The 21,461-nt window shown below is 53.7% G+C and carries 19 protein-coding genes; 8 read left to right on the forward strand and 11 right to left on the reverse strand.

The genetic code is table 11. The features are described from left to right. Positions 1 to 50: 50 nt before the first annotated feature. The gene (locus OGV52_RS17225) at positions 51 to 2,222 is read right to left on the reverse strand and encodes a YgiQ family radical SAM protein (protein ID WP_003024532.1); all 2,172 of its coding nucleotides are present in this window, start codon (positions 2,220 to 2,222) and stop codon (positions 51 to 53) included. A 199-nt stretch (positions 2,223 to 2,421) separates the two neighbouring features. On the opposite strand from OGV52_RS17225, the gene OGV52_RS17230 reads away from it, so the two are divergent. Further along, a complete protein-coding gene (locus tag OGV52_RS17230) occupies positions 2,422 to 3,897 on the forward strand; it encodes a TrkH family potassium uptake protein (RefSeq protein ID WP_049283273.1) in 1,476 nt (491 codons plus the stop codon). Positions 3,898 to 3,913: 16 nt separating this feature from the next. Here OGV52_RS17230 and ftsP read toward each other — a convergent pair whose 3' ends face one another. The 4 genes from ftsP to OGV52_RS17250 form a co-directional block, all read right to left on the reverse strand. Next, positions 3,914 to 5,326 (reverse strand): cell division protein FtsP, encoded by a 1,413-nt coding sequence (gene ftsP / locus OGV52_RS17235; RefSeq protein WP_016154508.1) that lies wholly within the window; start codon positions 5,324 to 5,326, stop codon positions 3,914 to 3,916. A gap of 71 nt (positions 5,327 to 5,397) precedes the next feature. After that, complete coding sequence (gene plsC, locus OGV52_RS17240; protein WP_016154509.1) at positions 5,398 to 6,135, reverse strand: 1-acylglycerol-3-phosphate O-acyltransferase; 738 nt, start codon at positions 6,133 to 6,135, stop codon at positions 5,398 to 5,400. Between the two features lie 195 nt (positions 6,136 to 6,330). Further along, on the reverse strand, positions 6,331 to 8,589 hold the full coding sequence (parC, locus tag OGV52_RS17245; protein ID WP_016157479.1) for a DNA topoisomerase IV subunit A: 2,259 nt from the start codon (positions 8,587 to 8,589) through the stop codon (positions 6,331 to 6,333). Positions 8,590 to 8,707: 118 nt separating this feature from the next. Next, positions 8,708 to 9,103, reverse strand: a complete 396-nt coding sequence (locus OGV52_RS17250) for a YgiW/YdeI family stress tolerance OB fold protein (protein ID WP_016154511.1) — start codon at positions 9,101 to 9,103, stop codon at positions 8,708 to 8,710. A 152-nt stretch (positions 9,104 to 9,255) separates the two neighbouring features. Between OGV52_RS17250 and qseB the strand changes: the two genes are divergently transcribed. The 4 genes from qseB (at position 9,256) to OGV52_RS17270 (ending at position 12,297) form a co-directional block, all read left to right on the forward strand. Beyond that, the gene (qseB, locus tag OGV52_RS17255; RefSeq protein WP_141875655.1) at positions 9,256 to 9,915 is read left to right on the forward strand and encodes a quorum sensing response regulator transcription factor QseB; all 660 of its coding nucleotides are present in this window, start codon (positions 9,256 to 9,258) and stop codon (positions 9,913 to 9,915) included. Then, entirely contained in the window at positions 9,912 to 11,261 is a 1,350-nt protein-coding gene (qseC, locus tag OGV52_RS17260) for a quorum sensing histidine kinase QseC (protein WP_287108844.1), read from the forward strand. The genes qseB and qseC overlap by 4 nt, the downstream gene beginning before the upstream one ends. A 109-nt stretch (positions 11,262 to 11,370) precedes the next feature. After that, complete coding sequence (locus tag OGV52_RS17265) at positions 11,371 to 11,952, forward strand: NAD(P)H-dependent oxidoreductase (RefSeq protein ID WP_047358646.1); 582 nt, start codon at positions 11,371 to 11,373, stop codon at positions 11,950 to 11,952. A gap of 30 nt (positions 11,953 to 11,982) precedes the next feature. Beyond that, positions 11,983 to 12,297 carry a putative quinol monooxygenase gene (locus tag OGV52_RS17270; protein ID WP_016154515.1) on the forward strand — a complete coding sequence of 105 codons (315 nt, stop codon included), beginning with the start codon at positions 11,983 to 11,985 and terminating at the stop codon, positions 12,295 to 12,297. Positions 12,298 to 12,397: 100 nt separating this feature from the next. Here the strand turns inward: OGV52_RS17270 and parE are convergent, their stop codons facing one another. Genes parE through nudF form a run of 5 tightly spaced genes read right to left on the reverse strand, consistent with a single transcriptional unit; the run spans position 12,398 to position 16,803 of the window. Further along, entirely contained in the window at positions 12,398 to 14,290 is a 1,893-nt protein-coding gene (gene parE / locus OGV52_RS17275) for a DNA topoisomerase IV subunit B (protein ID WP_003024571.1), read from the reverse strand. 28 nt (positions 14,291 to 14,318) lie between these two features. Continuing rightward, positions 14,319 to 14,900 (reverse strand): esterase YqiA, encoded by a 582-nt coding sequence (yqiA, locus tag OGV52_RS17280; RefSeq protein WP_003024575.1) that lies wholly within the window; start codon positions 14,898 to 14,900, stop codon positions 14,319 to 14,321. Further along, a complete protein-coding gene (cpdA, locus tag OGV52_RS17285) occupies positions 14,900 to 15,727 on the reverse strand; it encodes a 3',5'-cyclic-AMP phosphodiesterase (protein ID WP_016154517.1) in 828 nt (275 codons plus the stop codon). The genes yqiA and cpdA overlap by 1 nt, the downstream gene beginning before the upstream one ends. Before the next feature lie 24 nt (positions 15,728 to 15,751). Next, positions 15,752 to 16,174 (reverse strand): DUF1249 family protein, encoded by a 423-nt coding sequence (locus tag OGV52_RS17290; protein ID WP_016154518.1) that lies wholly within the window; start codon positions 16,172 to 16,174, stop codon positions 15,752 to 15,754. Further along, complete coding sequence (gene nudF, locus OGV52_RS17295; RefSeq protein WP_016154519.1) at positions 16,171 to 16,803, reverse strand: ADP-ribose diphosphatase; 633 nt, start codon at positions 16,801 to 16,803, stop codon at positions 16,171 to 16,173. The genes OGV52_RS17290 and nudF overlap by 4 nt, the downstream gene beginning before the upstream one ends. A gap of 199 nt (positions 16,804 to 17,002) precedes the next feature. Between nudF and tolC the strand changes: the two genes are divergently transcribed. The 3 genes from tolC to OGV52_RS17310 all read left to right on the forward strand — a co-directional run bounded on the left by tolC (position 17,003) and on the right by OGV52_RS17310 (position 20,472). Continuing rightward, positions 17,003 to 18,481 carry an outer membrane channel protein TolC gene (tolC, locus tag OGV52_RS17300; protein ID WP_100250039.1) on the forward strand — a complete coding sequence of 493 codons (1,479 nt, stop codon included), beginning with the start codon at positions 17,003 to 17,005 and terminating at the stop codon, positions 18,479 to 18,481. Positions 18,482 to 18,628: 147 nt separating this feature from the next. After that, positions 18,629 to 19,306, forward strand: coding sequence for a DUF1190 family protein (locus OGV52_RS17305; RefSeq protein ID WP_016154521.1), 678 nt, complete (start codon positions 18,629 to 18,631; stop codon positions 19,304 to 19,306). 5 nt (positions 19,307 to 19,311) lie between these two features. Next, positions 19,312 to 20,472, forward strand: coding sequence for a glutathionylspermidine synthase family protein (locus OGV52_RS17310; protein WP_287108846.1), 1,161 nt, complete (start codon positions 19,312 to 19,314; stop codon positions 20,470 to 20,472). Between the two features lie 87 nt (positions 20,473 to 20,559). Here the strand turns inward: OGV52_RS17310 and ygiD are convergent, their stop codons facing one another. After that, positions 20,560 to 21,348, reverse strand: a complete 789-nt coding sequence (gene ygiD / locus OGV52_RS17315; protein ID WP_131380106.1) for a 4,5-DOPA-extradiol-dioxygenase — start codon at positions 21,346 to 21,348, stop codon at positions 20,560 to 20,562. Positions 21,349 to 21,461: the final 113 nt, after the last annotated feature.

Raw genomic sequence — 21,461 nt, forward strand, 5'->3', positions numbered from 1 at the left:
GCCGACGGTCTTTCAGGCCCGGTAAACATTTCACACCCGGGCATGACAGATTAGCGCCCTGCTACTTTCCCACGTTTTTTGTTCGCGGCAGGCGTCTGGCGCTGATGCGCCACAGGCGTGTGCTTGGTCAACGCCGGACGGGTATGACGGTTCTGGCGACGCGCTTCGCGCATCTCTTCCAGCGTAGGCGCCGGAACCAGACATTCGCGACGGCCACCGATCAGATGCTTTTTCCCCATATCTTCCAGCGCCTGGCGGATTAACGGCCAGTTGGCTGGGTCGTGGTAACGCAGCAGCGCTTTATGCAGACGACGCTGTTTATCACCTTTCGGCACCACCACGTCTTCACTCTTGTAACCAATTTTACCCAGCGGGTTTTTCCCGGTGTAATACATGGTTGTGGAGTTCGCCAATGGTGATGGATAGAAGTTCTGCACCTGATCCAGACGGAAACGACGTTGCTTCAGCCACAGCGCCAGATTCACCATATCCTCGTCACGCGTCCCAGGATGCGCAGAAATAAAGTACGGGATCAGGTACTGCTCTTTACCGGCCTGTTTAGAGTAGGTGTCGAACAATTCCTTAAAGCGATCGTAGCTGCCCATCCCCGGCTTCATCATCTTCGACAGCGGGCCTTCTTCAGTATGCTCTGGCGCAATCTTCAGATAGCCGCCCACGTGGTGGGTCGCCAGCTCTTTGATATAGCGCGGATCTTCAACCGCGATGTCATAGCGCACACCTGAAGCGATAAGGATCTTTTTAATGCCTTTCAAATCACGCGCACGGCGATAGAGGTTAATCGTCGGCTCGTGGTTGGTATCCATATGCGGACAGATATCCGGGTAGACGCATGACAAACGACGGCAGGTTTGCTCCGCACGCGGTGACTTACAGCGCAGCATATACATGTTCGCCGTTGGGCCGCCGAGATCGGAAATCACGCCGGTAAAGCCCGGAACGGTGTCGCGAATAGCTTCGATTTCATTGATGATCGAGTCTTCAGAGCGGCTCTGGATAATGCGGCCTTCGTGCTCGGTGATCGAACAGAACGAGCAGCCGCCAAAACAGCCACGCATAATGTTGATCGAGAAACGGATCATCTCGTAGGCCGGAATGCGGCTGTCGCCATACGCCGGATGCGGCACGCGCTTGTACGGCAGCGCAAAGACGCTGTCCATTTCTTCGGTAGAGAGCGGAATGGCTGGCGGGTTGATCCAGATGTAGCGATCGCCATGCTTTTGCATCAGCGCACGCGCACAGCCTGGGTTGGTTTCGTGGTGCAGGATGCGCGACGCATGTGCATACAGCACTTTATCGCCCTTCACTTTTTCGAAGGACGGCAGCAGCACGTAGGTTTTTTCCCACGGTTTCGGGCGCGGCGGCTGTACAGTTACCGCTTTCGCTTCCTGCTTTTTCGGTGCGACAGGTTTGTTGTCGGCACACGGCAAATCCTCGCCGTATGGATGCGGGATCGGGTCAATTTTGCCCGGCGTGTCGAGACGCGTGGAATCCACCCCACTCCAGCCCGGCAGCGCTTCTTTAACCATAATCGCGGTGTTACGCACGTCGCGGATCTGATCGATAGTTTCACCCATCGCCAGACGATGCGCCACTTCCACCAGCGGACGTTCGCCGTTACCGAACATCAGCATGTCGGCTTTTGAATCCACCAGCACGGAGCGACGAACGGTATCAGACCAGTAATCGTAGTGCGCGGTACGGCGCAGGCTGGCCTCAATACCGCCGAGAATAACCGGCACATCTTTCCATGCTTCCTTACAGCGCTGGGTATAGACCAGTGTCGCGCGGTCCGGGCGTTTGCCCGCCACGTTGTCTGGCGTATAAGCATCGTCATGGCGCAGTCGGCGATCGGCGGTATAACGGTTGATCATCGAATCCATGTTGCCCGCGGTAACACCAAAGAACAGGTTCGGTTTACCCAAACGCATAAAATCGTCTTTGTTGTTCCACTCCGGCTGGGCGATAATCCCAACACGAAAGCCCTGCGCTTCCAGCATACGGCCGCAAATTGCCATGCCAAAGCTGGGATGATCGACGTATGCATCGCCGGTAACCAGAATGATGTCGCAGCTATCCCAGCCAAGTTGGTCCATTTCGTCACGTGACATCGGCAAAAATGGTGCCGGGCCAAAACAGGCAGCCCAGTACTGCGGCCAGGAGAAAAGGTCTCTGTCCGGCTGGATCAGGGATATTGCGCTCATAGTGCTTCCAAAAATGGTAAAAAAATAATCAAAGGCCGGGGATTATACGCTGTATGTCGGCAAGAAATGAAGTGGAGTCTGAGTCAGACAAGTAGAAAGTGATTTAAATTGTTAAATTTTACGACGCCCATTTTTATCATTCATAATTAACACCATGCCGGCCAGCTGAGATAACTCTTTTTCGGCGGGGGATTTTTCATTGCGACTCAACGATTCACTGCATATTTCCCAGTTACGGGTAGTTGTTCACCTATGCGGATTTCTGGTTCTTCTCTACAGCTTCTCCATGCTGCCGCCGATGGCCATTGCTCTGTTAAATAAAGAGCGGAGCTTTTTCGCCTTTTTCAGCACATTTATGACGTTCTTTACCCTCGGCGGTGGAGCGTGGCTGGCAACCAAACATGCAGGTATTCAACTACGAACCCGGGATGGCTTCGTCATTATCGTCCTGTTCTGGCTGCTGTTTTCGTTTATCAGCGCCATGCCGATGTGGATGGACGATGGCTTAAATCTCTCCTTTGCCGATGCCCTGTTCGAAGGGGTTTCCGGGATAACCACCACTGGCGCTACGGTAATTGACGACGTCAGCGCCTTGCCGAAATCGTATCTGTATTATCGGGCTCAGCTCAATTTTATTGGCGGCCTGGGGGTTATTGTCCTTGCCGTGGCGGTATTACCCCTGCTGGGTATTGGTGGTATGAAGCTGTATCAGTCTGAAATGCCAGGTCCCTTTAAAGAAGAACGCCTCACGCCAAGGCTTGCTGATACCGCACGTACGCTGTGGCTGACCTACGTCATTCTCGGCCTTATTTGTACTCTGGCCTACTGGATTGCCGGGATGTCGTTTTTCGATGCCTTATGCCACGGGCTGTCGACGGTCTCTCTCGGCGGATTTTCCACCCGTAGTGAGAGCATCGGCTTTTATAACAGCCATGCTATTGAGTTAGTCGCCGGACTGTTTTCACTGCTGTCTGCGTTTAACTTCACCCTCTGGTACGTAGCTATTGTGAAACGTACCTTTAAGCCCTTTCGTCGTAATGCCGAGCTGCGTTTCTTTCTGCTTATTGCGCTGGTTGTCACCTTGATCGCCACCTGGCAGGTCTGGCGGGCGGGTATGTACGGGATAACGGACAGCCTGGTGCATGCCTTTTTTCTGGCCAGCTCCATGCTGACAGATAATGGCCTGTCGACGGCGGATTATGCGCAGTGGCCTTCGCACACGATCTTCATGCTGCTCAGCGCCAGCTTCTTCGGCGGTTGTGTGGGTTCGACCTGCGGGGGGATTAAGGTGCTGCGTTTTTTGATTATGTTCAAGCAATGCCGTCAGGAGTTACATCAGCTCGCGCATCCTCGCGCCCTGCTGAATATCAAAGTGGGCAATAACGTGGTAAGCGACCGAGTAGTGCGTTCGGTATGGAGCTTTTTCTTTCTCTACGTTTTATTTACCAGCTTTTTTATCTGGGCGCTCAATCTGATGGGCTACGATCTCTTCTCCTCTTTCGCCACCGTAGCCGCCTGCATCAATAACATGGGGCTGGGGTTTGGCATCACCGCAACGACGTTTGGCACCTTAAACGAGGAGGCAAAACTTCTGATGTGCGCGGCCATGATCATGGGGCGTCTGGAGATTTACCCCATTCTGATCCTGTTCTCGCGCATGTTCTGGCGGGCGTAACGGAAACTCCGGCGCATTACGGCGCCGGGTTCACCAACATCTGTCCGATCGAGCCACGATCCGCCATTTCCAGCGTCTGACTGTTAAAGTAGAACGGGAAATGAGCCCAGGAAGGTTGTCCATAGTAGACCAGTAATTCAACCTGGCCGTCGACCCAGACGGTATCTTTCCAGCCCCGGTCTTCCGGGAACGGCATTGCGCCATTCACATTACGGATCAGGAACGAGACGCCTTCGATATGGAAAGACTGAGGCATATCCGCCCGTACCGTCCAGCGCTCCCAGGAGCCCTGCTGAGCGGTAATATCCATGCGGTTGACGTCCCACAGCTGACCGTTGATGCCGGGATCGTCATCCAGACTGATATCACGGCTGCGAATCGGTGAACCACTGAGGATTTCCGTTGGCAGCAGGCGCATTGGCAGACTGTCGGTCACCAGCGGCAGGAGACCGGTCGGGCGCAGCGTCAATACCAGCGTGGAGATGAGAATACTGGAAGGCTCAAAGAATCCGCGGATCCTGTCGACAATGCTGGCCGCCTCACCACAGGTGATAGAGACCTCATTTCCGTTAGTCATATCCACCAGGATCTCACGGCGCTCGCCAGGCGCCAGCGAGAGCTGCTTCACCGAAACGGGCGCAGGTAAAAAGCCCTGATCGCTGGAAATCACATGCAGCGCGCGGCCATCGCTCATTTGCAACTGGTAACGACGCGAGTTTGAAGCGTTCAGCAAACGCAAACGCACCCAGCCGCGAGAGACTTCGACATACGGGCTTTGCGCCCCGTTGACCAGCAGGGTATCACCGACAAAACCACCGCTGCCGGGTTCGCTATATTCCGGCGTACCAAAGTTGTCCAGACGCTTGTCCTGGATAATGATCGGAAAATCATCCACGCCGTAGTGGTTGGGAATAGACAGTGATTTACTCACTTCATCTTCAATCAGCCACATTCCGGCAAGACCGTTATAAACCTGCTGGGCAGTACGATTTGGCGTATTGGCGTGATACCACAGCGTAGCGGCATTCTGACGAATCGGCAGCACTGGTGCCCAGTCTGCATTAGGGGACATCATGCGCGCCGGGCCGCCCATCAGCGGGCCTGGCACCTGTAATCCAGCGACAGTCATCGAGACATTTTCAGTCAGACGGTTGCTGTAGATAAGCTTGACGTCATCCCCTTTCCAGACGCGGATCGTCGGTCCCAGGTAGCGACCGTTAATCCCCCAGACAGGTGCGCGCGTGCCTTGCGTGAAGGACCAGTGGGCGCGTTGCAGCGTCATAAATAACGGCTGCCCCCGACGGGACTCCAGCAGCGGAGGTACGGGTAACGGTTGTTGCTGACCGGCAGCATTAGCCTTCAGCGGAACAGCACCTGCACACAGTGCGATCCCCGATGCCTGAATGAACTGACGCCGACTGAATGACATATAAACTCCATGAAAAACTGGCGATTAACACGCAGGAAATCTTTTCCTGTAACAAACCCGAATTGCGCGGATTAAACCTTACCGGCGGCTTCCCGCTCAGCAACTTCTTTATCGAGTTCTGCGATTTTTTGTTCCATCAGCGTACGGCAATGCGCTGCCAGTTCACGAACCTGATCTTTCCCAAAATGGCTAATATCTACCGGTGGCAACATCTCTACAATCGCCAGACCATTATTGAGTCGGTTGAGTTTTATCTTGTTCGAGGTAGTTGAAACGCACACCGGAATAACCGGGACACCCGCCGCAATCGCCGCATGAAACGCGCCGGTTTTAAACGGTAGCAGACCGCGACCACGGCTGCGCGTTCCTTCCGGGAACATCCAGATAGAAATACGACGTTTTTTGAAATGATTCACCACCGCCGCAATGGTGCTGTGCGCTTTGGTACGGTTGTTTCTGTCAATCAGCAGGTTGCCGGTTAACCAGTACAGCAGCCCGAAGAATGGGATCCACAACAGGCTTTTTTTACCTACCGTCACCGTCGGCGGCTGAACGATATTCGCAGCGGTAACCATGTCATAGTTGTTCTGATGATTACAAATATAGATAGCATTACCATAGTTCTGCGCGTCTGCCGGCATGCGGCACTCAACCTTCAGGCCGTAAAGGGGAGCCAGGCGGCCAAACATATGACCGAACGTTGCGACGTGTTTTGGATTTCGTGGGCTGAACAGACAGTATATGCAACCGAAAATACAGACCAGAACGCAGTAAATAACAGTAATGATTAAACGAAAAATATATAGCATAACAACCTCTGAGGCCTAAGAGCCTGGCATTTTACGTCACCTGATTCATCACGCAGTATCAGGTTAGGGCTTTGTTAAGGGCGGCTCTCTGGAAAAGCGTATTGTTAATCGCAACGCACGAATAAACAACGGTTTCACGGGAATTTTTAACGTTGGCTCTCCCCGGGCTAAAACAGGGAGAGCCGGACGGTAGCGTTATTCTTCGCTGTCGCCGTGACTGGCGCGTCGAGGCGAGTCAATGTCAATGCGATCGATACGCTGCAGACCACGCATTAGCGTACCGCGACGGCCACGCTCGCCGGTCACTTTCTGCAACTCTTCAGGACGCAGTTTAATTTTGCGCTTACCGACGTGGATAGTCAGCGTGCTTTGTGGCGGCAACACGTAGAGCTGCGCCAGGCCATCTTCACCTTTCGCCGCTTCCGCTGAAGGGATATTGATAATCTTGTTCCCTTTGCCTTTTGACAATTGCGGCAAATCGCTTACCGGGAACATCAACATGCGACCGGCTTGGGTGATTGCCAGCAGCATATCGGTTTCATCTTCAATCACAACCGGCGGCATAACGCGCGAATTTTCTGGCAGCGTAATCAATGCCTTACCAGCACGGTTACGAGCTACCAGGTCGTTGAAGGTGCAGACAAAACCGTAACCCGCATCGGATGCCATCAGCAGTTTCTGATCGTCGCCTTCCATCAGCATGTGCTCAACCGTCGCGCCCGGCGGCAGCGTGAGCTTCCCGGTCAGCGGTTCACCCTGTCCACGCGCCGACGGCAGCGTAATCGGGTCGATGGCGTAGCTGCGTCCGGTCGAGTCCACGAACACCACCGGCTGGTTGCTCTTACCCTTCACCGCAGACTTAAAGCTGTCGCCCGCTTTATAGCTTAATCCCGGCGCATCAATGTCGTGGCCTTTCGCGCTACGCACCCAACCACTCTGGGACAGCACAATGGTCACTGGCTCTGACGGCAGCATGTCGTGCTCGCTCATCGCCTTCGCTTCTTCACGTTCCTGCAGCGGAGAGCGGCGTTCGTCGCCATAGGCCTCGGCATCAGCCTGCAGCTCTTTCTTCAGCAGGTTACTCATTTTACGCTCAGAAGCCAGAATGCCTTGCAGCTGATCGCGCTCTTTCGCCAGCTCATCCTGCTCGCCGCGGATTTTCATCTCTTCGAGTTTGGCAAGGTGGCGCAATTTCAGCTCAAGAATGGCTTCAGCCTGGGTTTCGGAAATGCCAAACCGCGACATCAGCTCGGGCTTAGGTTCATCCTCATGACGAATAATTTCGATCACTTCGTCAATGTTGAGGAACGCCACCAGCAAACCTTCAAGGATATGCAGGCGTTTAAGCACTTTTTCCAGACGATAGTTCAGGCGACGACGTACGGTATCGCGGCGAAACGCCAGCCATTCGGTGAGGATCTCCAGCAGATTTTTCACCGCCGGACGACCATCAAGACCGATCATATTCAGATTGATGCGGTAGCTTTTTTCCAGATCGGTGGTGGCAAACAGGTGGTTCATCACCTGCTCCATATCCACACGATTGGAGCGCGGGACAATCACCAGACGGGTCGGGTTTTCGTGATCCGATTCGTCGCGCAGGTCGTCTACCATCGGCAGCTTTTTATTGCGCATTTGAGCGGCGATCTGCTCCAGCACTTTTGCCCCGGAAACCTGATGCGGCAGTGCGGAAATCACCACCGCGCCGTCTTCTTTCGTCCATACCGCGCGCATACGTACGGAGCCACGTCCGTTTTCGTAAATCTTACGAATCTCTGCCCGCGAGGTAATGATCTCCGCTTCGGTCGGGTAATCCGGCCCCTGCACGATGTCCAGCAACTGATCCAACGTCGTTTTCGGCTGCTCAATCAGGGTAATCGCCGCTTTCGCCACTTCACGCAGGTTATGCGGCGGAATGTCCGTCGCCATACCAACGGCAATACCGGTCGTGCCGTTCAACAGAATATTTGGCAGACGCGCAGGCAGCATCTTCGGCTCCTGCATGGTGCCGTCGAAGTTTGGCACCCAGTCCGACGTTCCCTGGCCAAGTTCACCCAGCAGAACTTCCGCATATTTAGACAGACGGGATTCGGTATAACGCATCGCCGCGAAAGATTTCGGATCGTCCGGCGCCCCCCAGTTCCCCTGCCCGTCGACCAGCGGATAGCGGTAAGAGAACGGCTGCGCCATCAGCACCATCGCTTCATAACAAGCGCTGTCGCCGTGTGGGTGGTATTTACCCAGTACGTCACCGACGGTACGGGCGGATTTTTTAAATTTGGCGCTGGCATTCAGCCCCAGTTCGGACATCGCGTACACGATGCGACGCTGAACGGGTTTCAAACCATCGCCAATAAACGGCAACGCCCTGTCCATGATGACGTACATGGAGTAGTTCAGATAGGCGGTTTCCGTGAATTCATGCAGCGCCAGGCGCTCTGCCATATCGCTCATTAATCGTGGTTCCTCAACTTTGTACCCCTCTATTGAAGGGCAATATTGCCGCAGATACTACCCTATCTGGCGTGTTGAGTCACAAAGAAAAGGGCCACGAGTGCGGCCCTGATGGGGATTATTTGGCAACTTTGGTAATCTGTTTCACGTCGATTTCAACGGAGTTCCAGTCTTTATCCACTTCCCCCTGGATTTCAACCACATCCTGCGGTGTGACGGTTACGCCGTTCCAGCGCTTGTGGTCGATATCCACATTCACTGTGCCGGTCGCATCTTTAAACACATACAGGTCGTCGGAAATACGCTCAACGATGTTCCCGCGCAGGGTAACCCAAGTGTCATCACGCAGTGATTTGGCGCTTTCTACCGTCGCGCTGCTACCATTCGGGCCGACAAATCCGCCATTTTGGCTTTGCGTGGTGGTTGTCGGTCCAGAGAAACCGCCCTGCTGCGCTGCCAGAACAGGTGCGGAACACAGTGCCATTACGGCAACCATTGCAGCTAATTTTTTCATCGTCATGTCTCCCTTTCATTTTGGTTTACGACTATTAAATAAGTTAATCCTTAACAAGTTCTTAAGGCAAAAAAAGATACTTTTTTTGCTGTACAGAGGCTGTAGTCACAAGGTTTACTGACGCTAATGAGAGCGGCTGCAGGGAAGAACATATGCGTATTTTACTGATCGAAGATGACACATTGATCGGCGACGGCCTGAAAACAGGTCTGAGTAAAATGGGTTTCAGCATCGACTGGTTTACCGAGGGTCGCCAGGGGAAAGAAGCGCTCTACAGCGCCCCTTATGATGCGGTGATCCTCGACCTGACGCTGCCAGGCATCGACGGACGGGACATCTTGCGCGAATGGCGAGCCAACGGGAAGCAGGAGCCAGTGCTGATTCTGACCGCTCGCGACGCGCTGGCGGAACGCGTTGAGGGTCTGCGTCTCGGCGCGGATGACTATCTGTGCAAACCCTTTGCGCTGATCGAAGTTGCCGCCAGACTGGAGGCGCTGGTGCGCCGTGCCAGCGGCCAGGCGAGCAACATATTGCGCCATGGCCACGTGACGCTCGATCCCGGCGCGCTGGTTGCCACGGCGGCAGATGAGCCTTTGTCTCTCAAACCCAAAGAGTTCGCTCTACTGGAGCTGCTGATGCGCAATAAGGGTCGCGTCCTGCCCCGCAAACTGATTGAAGAAAAACTGTATACCTGGGACGAAACCGTCTCCAGCAATGCGATTGAGGTACACGTCCATCACTTACGCCGTAAGCTCGGCAGCGACTTTATCCGTACCGTGCATGGCATTGGCTACACCTTGGGTGACGCATGAAACTCACACAACGCCTCAGCCTGCGCGTCAGGCTAACGCTTATTTTTCTGATTCTGGCATCGGCAACCTGGGCCGTTTCGAGCTTTGTAGCCTGGAAGCAGACCACCGACCATGTCGATGAGCTGTTTGATACCCAACTGATGCTGTTCGCCAAGCGGCTCAGCACGCTGGATATCAGCGACGTCACCACCTCAAGCAATATGGCTCGCACGCCGAAGAAGCTCAAGCACGGCCATATTGATGACGACGCGCTGACGTTTGCCATCTTCACCATCGACGGCAAAATGGTATTGCACGATGGCGACAACGGCCAGGATATTCCCTACAGCTACACCCGCGAAGGCTTTACCGATGGTCAACTCAAGGGGGACAACGACGCATGGCGTTTTCTGTGGCTGAATTCCGCTGACGGCAAATACCGCATTGTGGTAGGCCAGGAGTGGGAGTATCGAGAGGATATGGCGCTGTCGATCGTCACCGCCCAGTTAACACCGTGGTTGATTGCGCTGCCGCTGATGTTGCTAATCCTGGTGGTCATGATTAGCCGTGAACTCAGGCCGCTGAAAAAACTGGCGCAGGCTCTGCGCTGGCGCTCACCGGAATCGGAAGAGCCGCTCGATCCGAAAGGTGTACCTAGCGAAGTGCGCCCGTTGGTTGAATCGCTCAATCAGTTGTTTACCCGCACCCATTCCATGATGGTCCGCGAACGGCGCTTCACTTCTGATGCTGCCCACGAGCTGCGCAGCCCGTTGACCGCGCTGAAAGTACAAACGGAAGTGGTGCAACTGTCAGACGACGACACGCAAACGCGGGAAAAAGCGCTGGTACAGTTGCATGCGGGAATTGAACGCGCCACCCGACTGGTCGATCAGTTACTGACGCTTTCACGCCTCGACTCCCTCGACAATCTTCAGGATGTGGCGGAAATCTCGCTGGAGGAGCTTTTGCAATCCGCGGTGATGGATATCTACCATCCAGCCCAGCAGGCGCACATCGACGTGCGTTTGCAGATTAACGCGCATAACATCATGCGCACAGGACAGCCGCTGTTACTGAGCCTGATGGTACGAAATCTGCTGGATAATGCGATCCGCTACAGCCCGCGGGGTAGCATTGTGGAAGTGACGCTCAACGCCCGTAATTTTAGCGTCAAGGATAATGGTCCTGGCGTTGCGCCAGAGGTCCTGACGCACATCGGGGAACGCTTTTATCGTCCACCGGGACAAAGCGTGACCGGCAGCGGCCTCGGCCTATCGATTGTCCGCCGTATCGCAATATTGCATGGAATGTCAGCCTCGTTTGGCAACGCTCCGCAAGGTGGCTTTGAAGCGAAGGTCAGTTGGTAATTGCGTTATTATTGCTCAAATAGCAAAAGACTTTGCACATTTTGCTAATTTCACCGCGTCGCTGGTAGGGGTAAAATCGTCTTCAAACGTATTTCCCTGAGGACACAAAATGAGCAACATTCTGATTATCAATGGTGCGAAAAAATTCGCCCACTCCAACGGTCAGTTAAACGACACCCTGACCGAGGTCGCGGATGGCCTTCTGCGCGACCTCGGGCATGATGTTAAAATCGTGCGCGCCGACAGCGACTATGACATTTCTGATGAAGTACAGAACTTCGTCTGGGCCGATGTGGTTATCTGGCAAATGCCTGGCTGGTGGATGGGTGCGCCGTGGACCGTGAAAAAATACATTGATGACGTGTTTACCGAAGGTCACGGTACGCTGTACGCCAGCGATGGTCGCACGCGTTCAGATGCGTCTAAAAAATACGGCTCCGGTGGGCTGATTCAGGGCAAAAAATACATGCTGTCACTGACCTGGAACGCACCGATGGAAGCTTTTACTGAAAAAGATCAGTTCTTCCATGGCGTTGGCGTTGATGGCGTTTATCTCCCGTTCCATAAAGCAAACCAGTTCCTGGGAATGGAAGCGCTGCCGACCTTTATCACCAATGACGTGATTAAAATGCCGGACGTCCCGCGTTATATCGCAGAATATCGCAAGCATCTGAACGAAATTTTTGGTTAACTGGTAACCTGGAATTAGAAGGAGTTAACCATGCTTACCGTTATTGCAGAAATCCGTACACGTCCAGGTCAACATCACCGCCAGGCGGTACTGGATCAATTCGCTAAAATCGTTCCAACCGTACTGAAAGAGGAAGGTTGCCACGGCTACGCGCCGATGGTCGATCATGCTGCTGGCGTCAGTTTTCAGACCACAGCCCCGGACTCAATCGTGATGGTTGAACAGTGGGAAAGCATTGCGCATCTTGAAGCGCATTTGCAGACACCGCATATGAAAGCCTATAGCGAAGCCGTGAAAGGCGACGTGCTGGACATGAGTATTCGTATTCTGGAGTCTGGCATTTAAGATTGTCGATTTGCCGGATAACGCCATAAACAGACGTATCCGGCTTATACTGCAATCCTCAGGACTGGTAAGCCCAGCGCCACCAGGCATTCACGGTCAATTACCCTTCGAGATCCGCCAGGTCGCCTTTCTCCTGCAACCAGTTACGGCGATCTTCAGAACGCTTCTTGGCCAGCAGCATATCCATCATTGCGTTGGTACGCTGATCGTCTTCGTCATCGATGATGAGCTGCACCAGGCGGCGGGTATTCGGATCCAGCGTGGTTTCACGCAGCTGCATCGGGTTCATTTCACCCAGACCTTTAAAGCGCTGCACGTTCGGCTTGCCTTTCTTGCGCTTTAACTGCTCCAGCACGCCCGCTTTCTCTTCTTCCGTCAGCGCGTAATACACCTCTTTACCGAGGTCGATACGGTATAACGGCGGCAGCGCCACATAGACGTGACCGTGTTTCACCAGCGTACGGAAGTGTTTCACAAACAGCGCGCACAGCAGCGTGGCGATGTGCAAACCATCGGAGTCCGCATCCGCCAGAATACAGATCTTACCGTAGCGCAGCTGGCTCAGATCATCACTGTCCGGATCGATGCCGATCGCCACCGAAATATCGTGAACTTCCTGCGAGGCCAACACTTCATCGGAAGAGACTTCCCAGGTGTTGAGGATCTTACCTTTCAGCGGCATGATCGCCTGATATTCACGATCGCGCGCCTGTTTAGCCGATCCGCCCGCCGAGTCACCTTCGACGAGGAACAGTTCGGTGCGATTAAGATCCTGTGCGGTACAGTCCGCCAGTTTCCCCGGCAACGCCGGACCGCTGGTCAACTTTTTACGCACCACTTTTTTCGCCGCACGCAGACGACGCTGGGCGCTGGAAATCGCCATCTCAGCCAGCAGTTCGGCTGATTGCACGTTCTGGTTCAGCCACAGGCTGAAAGCATCTTTCACCACGCCAGAGACGAATGCCGCGCACTGCCGCGAAGAGAGGCGCTCTTTGGTTTGTCCGGCAAACTGCGGATCCTGCATTTTTACTGACAGCACGTAAGCACAGCGATCCCAGATATCTTCCGCCGACAGCTTCACACCGCGCGGCAGAATATTGCGGTATTCACAGAACTCGCGCATTGCATCCAGCAAACCCTGGCGCAGGCCGTTAACGTGCGTACCGCCCTGCATGGTGGGGATCAGGTTCACATAGCTTTCAGTCAGCAGCTCGCCGCCTTCCGGAAGCCAGAGCAGCGCCCAGTCCACGGTTTCTGTTTCACCGCTGAAATTACCGATAAACGGTTTTTCCGGCAGCGTCGGCAGGCCATTCACCGCTTCGCTCAGATAGTCATTCAGACCATCCTGGTAGCACCAGCGCTGTTCACTGTTATTGACCTCATCCTTAAAGGTGATCTCAACGCCTGGGCACAGCACCGCTTTGGCTTTCAGTACGTGGGTTAAGCGCGAAACGGAAAAACGCGGGCTGTCAAAGAAGCTTTCATCCGGCCAGAAGTGCACGCTGGTTCCGGTATTGCGTTTACCGCAGGTACCGACAACCTGTAAATCTTGCACCTTATCGCCGTTCTCAAACGCGATGTTGTACACCTGCCCGTCGCGGCGCACGTTCACTTCCACACGCTTCGACAGGGCGTTGACCACGGAGATCCCCACCCCATGTAAACCACCAGAGAACTGATAGTTTTTGTTGGAGAACTTACCGCCTGCGTGCAGACGACAGAGGATCAGCTCTACCGCCGGAACGCCCTCTTCAGGGTGAATGTCTACCGGCATGCCGCGGCCATCATCAATAACTTCCAGAGACTGGTCGGCATGTAAAATCACGTCCACGCGTTTTGCGTGGCCCGCCAGTGCTTCATCCACACTGTTATCAATCACTTCCTGTCCAAGATGGTTCGGACGGGTTGTATCGGTGTACATCCCCGGGCGACGGCGTACCGGCTCAAGCCCAGTGAGTACCTCAATGGCATCAGCGTTATAAGTTTGCGTCATGGTTTAAATAAGCAATTCGAATTGATCGTCAGAAACTGTGCAGTCCAAGGAAATCGACAATCGGGTTGAAATAATCTTCGAAGCCCGTGAATGCGTGGTTTCCGCCCTCAATAACTGTCTGGCGGCAGGAGGCGTAATACGCCACCGCCTGGCGGTAGTCCAACACTTCATCGCCCGTTTGTTGAAGCAGCCAGATCAAATCCGGCGCTTCCAGCGGGTCAATCTGCATGACTTTAAGATCGTAAATATGGCGTGACTCTAGCACATATTGCTGCCCCGTGTAGGGGTTCTCGTTTTGACCGAGATAGTCGACCAGCAGTTCATAAGGTCGGACAGCAGGGTTCACCACCACCGCGGGCAGCATAAAACATTGCGACAGCCAGGTGGCGTAATAGCCTCCTAGTGAGGAACCGACAATTCCCAGCGACTCTCCGCCATGTTCAAGAATGATCGATTCCAGCATCTCTGCGGCCTGGGCCGGATACGGTGGCAGTTGGGGTACGATCATCTCAACGTGCGGATGATGCTCCGCCAGCCAGTTTTTCAGCAAACATGCCTTCGCCGAACGAGGAGAACTATTAAATCCGTGAAGATAAAGAAGCGTAGACATCAGTAGCCTTCTGAAGCGGTATCAGGGTGGAACCGATTACCCTGCAGACGGCGTACCTGAGTCTGCAACGTCCCGTCAGCAAAAAGCTCCAACGTCCGCCAGCCGGGGCTGATGGTATCTAACGTGAAGTTGGAACAGTGTGGCTTAAACTGCACACAGGTCGACGGCGTCGCCAGCAGGCGGCGTCCGTTCCAGTCCAAATCCAGTTCCTGATGAATATGCCCACACAACAAATACTTGGCACGAGGATAATTCACCAGCACGTTATCCAGCTCTGCGGCATTACGCAGGCTATGCTGATCGAGCCAGCTACAACCTGCTGGCAGAGGATGATGATGCAGAAGCAGCAAAGTATTGCGCTCAGGCGCATCGGCAAGTTTACGTTCCAGCCATTCGAGCTGAAATTCGCTTAATTCACCGTGGGGAACGCCGAATACCTGGCTGTCCAGCAACAGGATTTGCCACTGTTCACCAATAAAAACGCGTTTAGCGGGTGAGATCCCCGCGTCCTGTAGCGCGCTGTACATTGCCGGCTGAAAATCGTGATTGCCCGGTAGCCAAACGCAGGGCGCACGAAAGCTTGCGATGCCCTCAGCAAAATGCTGATAGGCCGCAGCGGATTGATCCTGCGCCAAATCACCAGTCGCGACGATCAGATCGTATTCAGGCGACTCTGCATGTATTGCATCCAGTACGGATTGATAGCTATCCCAGGTGTTTACACCCAGCAGCGTTTCATGCTTTTCGGCAAACAGGTGAGTGTCTGTAATTTGTAAGATCCTGACTCTGGCCTCACCAGCCAAAGGAAGGGTTAACAGGCTTTCCAAATGGTGTCCTTAGGTTTCACGACGCTAATAAACCGGAATCGCCATCGCTCCATGTGCTAAACAGTACCGTAACCAGTCGGCCAGAAACTGATTAATTTGATGCTTTTCGTCGCGTTGATGCAACTTTTTATTTGGATAATCATACCGCGCTTTGAAGCGAAAGATCTGCTGACTCGAACACACTTCAGCCACCCTCGCGTCATGATACAGGCGGACTGTCAATGACGGCAGGCTCCAGTAAGTGACCGCGGGTGCCGTTTGTTCGATCGCGACAAGCGTAGTGTATCGGGTCGATTCAACGATCGTTAACCGATATTGTGCGTTTGCGACCTGATAGCTCACTGTTTCATCGGCTGCGTCATTACGCGGCAGCAGACGGCGCAATTGCGAATAGTTGGTTTCGCACAGGCGCATCATTTCAGGGAAGTCAGGTGTGTAACGCTTCATTTTTTCCACTCAGTTTTTAACTCTTGATAGTGCAGCTGTAACCATTGCAAGGCGATGACAGAAGCCGCGTTGTCGATTTTCCCCTCTTCAACCCATTGATAAGCCTGCTCCCGGCTCACCACATGAACACGAATATCTTCGTTTTCATCAGCCAGACCGTGGATCCCGCTCGCGGTCGTGGCGTCCACTTCGCCAACTAAAATAGACAGGCGCTCACTGGTGCCGCCAGGGCTTGCCAGATAGCTCAGAACGGGCTTGGTACGTTTAACTTCCAGCCCAGCCTCCTCCATCGCTTCACGACGAGCCACATCCTCAACGGTTTCGCCCTCTTCAATCATTCCGGCCACCATTTCCAGGAGCCACGGGCTTTCGCTGGTATCAAACGCTGCGATACGGATCTGCTCGACCAGAACAACTTCGTCCCGCTCAGGGTCAAAGGGTAGCAAGACTGCCGCGTGTCCGCGCTCAAAAATTTCGCGCTTTACCTCACCACTCATACCGCCGTTAAACAGGCGATGGCGGAACCGATAAAGATCCAGTGAAAAAAAACCGCGGTATAGCGTTTCTCGTGCAATAATTTCTACATCATTTTTAGTGAAAGTCATTGGCAAGTTGTCTGGTTTACGCATTGTGCTGTCCTGAAACCAATAGTGATTAAAATGTGAATTTCAAGGTCGTTTGACTGATGTTTGAACGCCCTTGTGTTAAATTGATGCAAATTAACGCCGTATGGCACGTAACGCCAACTTTTTGAAGTGGCGGATTCTGCTAGAATCAGCAAATATTTTTACAATTTGATCAGCGCTAAATACTGCTTCACAACAAGGAATGCAAATGAAGAAATTGCTCCCCATCCTTATCGGCCTGAGCCTGTCGGGGTTCACTACTTTGAGCCAGGCAGAAAACCTGATGCAGGTTTATCAGCAAGCACGCCTGAGCAACCCGGAATTGCGTAAATCCGCCGCCGATCGCGATGCTGCATTCGAAAAAATTAACGAAGCGCGTAGCCCATTACTGCCGCAACTAGGTTTAGGTGCCGATTACACCTACAGCAATGGCTACCGTGATGCAAATGGCGTCAACTCCAACGCAACCAGCGCGTCATTACAATTGACTCAGACGTTGTTCGACATGTCTAAATGGCGTGCCCTGACGCTGCAAGAAAAATCAGCAGGCATCCAGGACGTAACGTATCAGACCGATCAGCAAACGCTGATCCTGAATACCGCTACCGCTTATTTTAACGTACTGAACGCGATTGACGTGCTGTCTTACACTCAGGCACAGAAAGATGCGGTCTATCGTCAGTTAGATCAGACCACACAGCGTTTTAACGTGGGCCTGGTCGCCATCACTGACGTACAGAACGCCCGTTCACAATACGACACCGTGCTGGCGAACGAAGTGACCGCGCGTAACAATCTCGACAACGCGGTAGAACAGCTGCGCCAGGTGACCGGTAACTACTACCCCGAACTGGCTTCGCTGAACGTTGATGGCTTTAAAACCAACAAACCGCAGGCGGTGAACGCGCTGCTGAAAGAAGCAGAAAACCGCAACCTCTCATTATTGCAGGCGCGTTTGAGCCAGGATCTGGCGCGTGAACAGATTCGTCTGGCGCAGGATGGTCACTTACCGACGCTGGGTTTGACCGCCTCTACCGGCGTTTCTGACACCTCCTACAACGGGTCGAAAACCAACACCTCCCAGTACGACGACAGCAACATGGGCCAGAACAAAATCGGTCTGAACTTCTCGCTGCCGCTGTACCAGGGTGGGATGGTTAACTCGCAGGTGAAACAAGCGCAGTACAACTTTGTTGGCGCGAGCGAACAACTGGAAAGCGCACACCGCAGCGTGGTGCAAACCGTGCGTTCTTCGTTCAACAACATTAATGCTTCCATCAGTAGCATTAACGCGTACAAACAAGCGGTTGTCTCTGCCCAAAGCTCTTTAGATGCGATGGAAGCAGGCTATTCCGTAGGTACCCGTACCATCGTGGATGTGTTGGATGCCACCACCACGCTGTACAACGCCAAGCAGCAACTGGCGAATGCGCGTTATACCTATCTTATCAACCAGCTTAACGTCAAATCTGCGCTCGGTACGCTGAACGAGCAGGATCTGGTGGCGCTGAATAATACGCTGGGTAAACCGATCCCGACTTCTCCGGATAACGTAGCGCCGCAAAATCCGCAGCAAGATGCCGCGGTGAATGACTTTAACAGCAACGGCAATATGCCTGCGGCTCAACCAACGGCTGCACGTTCAACCAGCAGCAACGGTAACAACCCGTTCCGTAACTGATGCTGATGACGGGGCTTCGGCCCCGTCTGAACGTAAGGCAACGTAAAGATCCACCCCTTCTTCCGCATTCTCGCCTCTTCCCGCTTCAATTTCGACCAGTCATCCTCTATTCTGAGCAGAGTTACCACTGGGTCCTGGAAGACATAAATGAAACGGACAAAATCTATACATCACGCCTCGTTCCGCAAAAGCTGGAGCGCGCGCCACCTGACTCCTGTCGCTCTGGCAGTTACCGCTGTTTTTATGCTCGCGGGCTGTGAAAAGAGTGACGAAACGGTTTCGCTTTATCAGAACGCGGACGACTGCTCTGCAGCTAATCCGGGTAAAAGCGCCGAATGTACCACCGCGTTTAACAATGCGCTGAAAGAAGCTGAACGCACCGCGCCAAAATACGCCACTCGCGAAGACTGTATCGCTGAATTCGGCGAAGGCCAGTGCCAGCAGGCACCTGCACAAGCGGGCATGGCGCCGACCGGTGAAGGCCAGGCTCAGGCGCAGAATCAAAGCAGCGGCAGCTTCTGGATGCCGCTGATGGCAGGCTATATGATGGGCCGCATGATGGGTGGCGGTATGGGCGCTCAGCAGCCGCTGTTCAGCTCGAAAAATCCGGCCAGCCCGGCATACGGCAAATATACGGATGCCGGCGGCAAAAACTACGGCGCCGCAACGCCGGGTCGCACCATGACCGTACCGAAAACCGCCATGGCGCCGAAACCGGCTACCACCTCTACCGTAACCCGCGGCGGATTTGGCGAATCTGTGGCTAAACAGAGCACCATGCAGCGTAGCGCAAGCGGTACTACCACACGTTCAATGGGCGGCTGATCGTCATGGAAAGAGTCAGTATTGTTGAGCGCCCGGACTGGCGCGATAAAGCCACCGAATACGGTTTCAACTTTCACACTATGTACGGCGAGCCGTACTGGTGTGAGGATGCGTATTATAAGCTCACGCTTGCTCAGGTAGAAAAGCTGGAAGAGGTCACCGCAGAGCTGCATCAAATGTGCCTCAAAGTGGTGGAAAGGGTCATCGCCAGCGATGAGCTGATGACCAAGTTTCGCATTCCGAAGCATACCTGGGGCTTTGTCCGCCAGTCCTGGCAGACACAGCAACCGTCGCTCTATTCGCGTCTCGATCTGGCGTGGGACGGCATGGGCGAGCCTAAGCTGTTAGAAAACAACGCCGATACGCCAACCTCTCTGTACGAAGCTGCGTTTTTCCAGTGGATCTGGCTGGAAGACCAACTCAATGCAGGCAACCTGCCGGAAGGCAGCGATCAATTCAACAGTCTGCAGGAAAAGCTGATCGAGCGTTTCGCCGAGCTGCGTGAGCAGTATGGTTTTCAGTTGCTACATCTGACCTGTTGTCGCGATACGGTGGAAGACCGCGGAACGATCCAGTATCTACAGGATTGCGCTGCCGAAGCTGAAATCGCCACTGAATTCCTCTATGTCGAAGATATTGGTCTTGGTGAAAAAGGTCAGTTCACGGATATGCAGGATCAGGTCATTGCTAACCTGTTCAAGCTCTATCCGTGGGAATTCATGCTGCGTGAAATGTTCTCCACTAAGCTGGAAGACGCTGGCGTTCGCTGGCTGGAACCAGCCTGGAAGAGCATCATCTCCAACAAAGCGTTATTACCGCTGTTGTGGGAAATGTTCCCGGATCATCCGAATCTGCTGCCTGCGTATTTCGCCGAAGATGACTATCCTCAGATGGATAAATTCGTCGTAAAGCCGATCTTCTCACGTGAAGGCGCGAACGTTTCCATTATCGAAAACGGTAAAACGATCGAAGCAGTGGAAGGGCCGTACGGCGAAGAAGGTATGATCGTGCAGCAATTCCATCAGCTACCGAAGTTTGGCGACAGCTATATGTTGATCGGCAGCTGGCTAATCAACGATCAACCAGCTGGCATCGGCATTCGCGAAGACCGCGCGTTGATCACGCAGGATCTCTCGCGTTTCTATCCGCATATTTTTGTCGAATGACTGAGAGTGCCGGGTGGTGGCTGCGTCTTACCCGGCCTACAGCACGAACTGTAGGCTCGATAAGCGCAGCGCCATCGGGCGCATTTATCATCCGACCTGCACCGACAACATACTCAAACTTCCCATCTCAATACCGTCAACAGGAATAGTCACCGGCTCTTTGCCATCCCAGGCACCTAATACATACAGCAGCGGCAGATAGTGATCCGGTGTCGGGTTCGATAACGATCCCCCTTCATGATCGAGATAGTTCACCAGCGGGTGCTGTTCAACCGGTCCCTGCCATGTCAGGTTTGCTTTAACATATTCGTTGAATGAGGTCGCCCACGGATATGGCGTGTTCTCACCGTGCCAACGCGCAGTGCGCAGGTTATGCACCACGTTACCGCTGGCTACCAGCATAATGCCCTCATCACGCAGTGCCGCCAGCTTGCGGCCAATTTCAAAATGCCAGGCTGCAGGTTTGGTACTGTCAATGCTCAGCTGCACCATCGGAATATCCGCATGCGGGTACATCTTGATCAGCACGCCCCATGAACCGTGGTCAAAACCCCACGCCTCTTTGTCTAAGGTAACGGGCGCCGGGGCCAGCAAGTCAACCAGATGCTGCGCCAGTTCCGGTGATCCAGGAGCCGGGTAATGGGTGTCATACAGCGCCTGTGGAAAACCGCCAAAATCGTGGATTGTTTTAGGCGCTTCCATCGCCGTCACGCCCGTGCCACGAGTGAACCAATGCGCCGAGACCACCACAATAGCTTTCGGGCGCGGCAACGTTTCCCCCAGTTGCTGCCAGGCGCGGGTATAAACGTTATCTTCCAGAACATTCATCGGGCTACCGTGGCCCAAAAACAATGCTGGCATACGAGTTGAAGACATGATGATATCCTTACTGAGGGAGTCATTTTGATACCACCACAATACGCTTATTCGGCTGATGAAGAACTCAGATAACCATGATGAAGATCATCAGTTATTTTGACGATCCAACC

Origin of the sequence: Citrobacter sp. Cb041, from assembly GCF_030336655.1 — a bacterium.
Lineage (GTDB): Bacteria > Pseudomonadota > Gammaproteobacteria > Enterobacterales > Enterobacteriaceae > Citrobacter > Citrobacter braakii.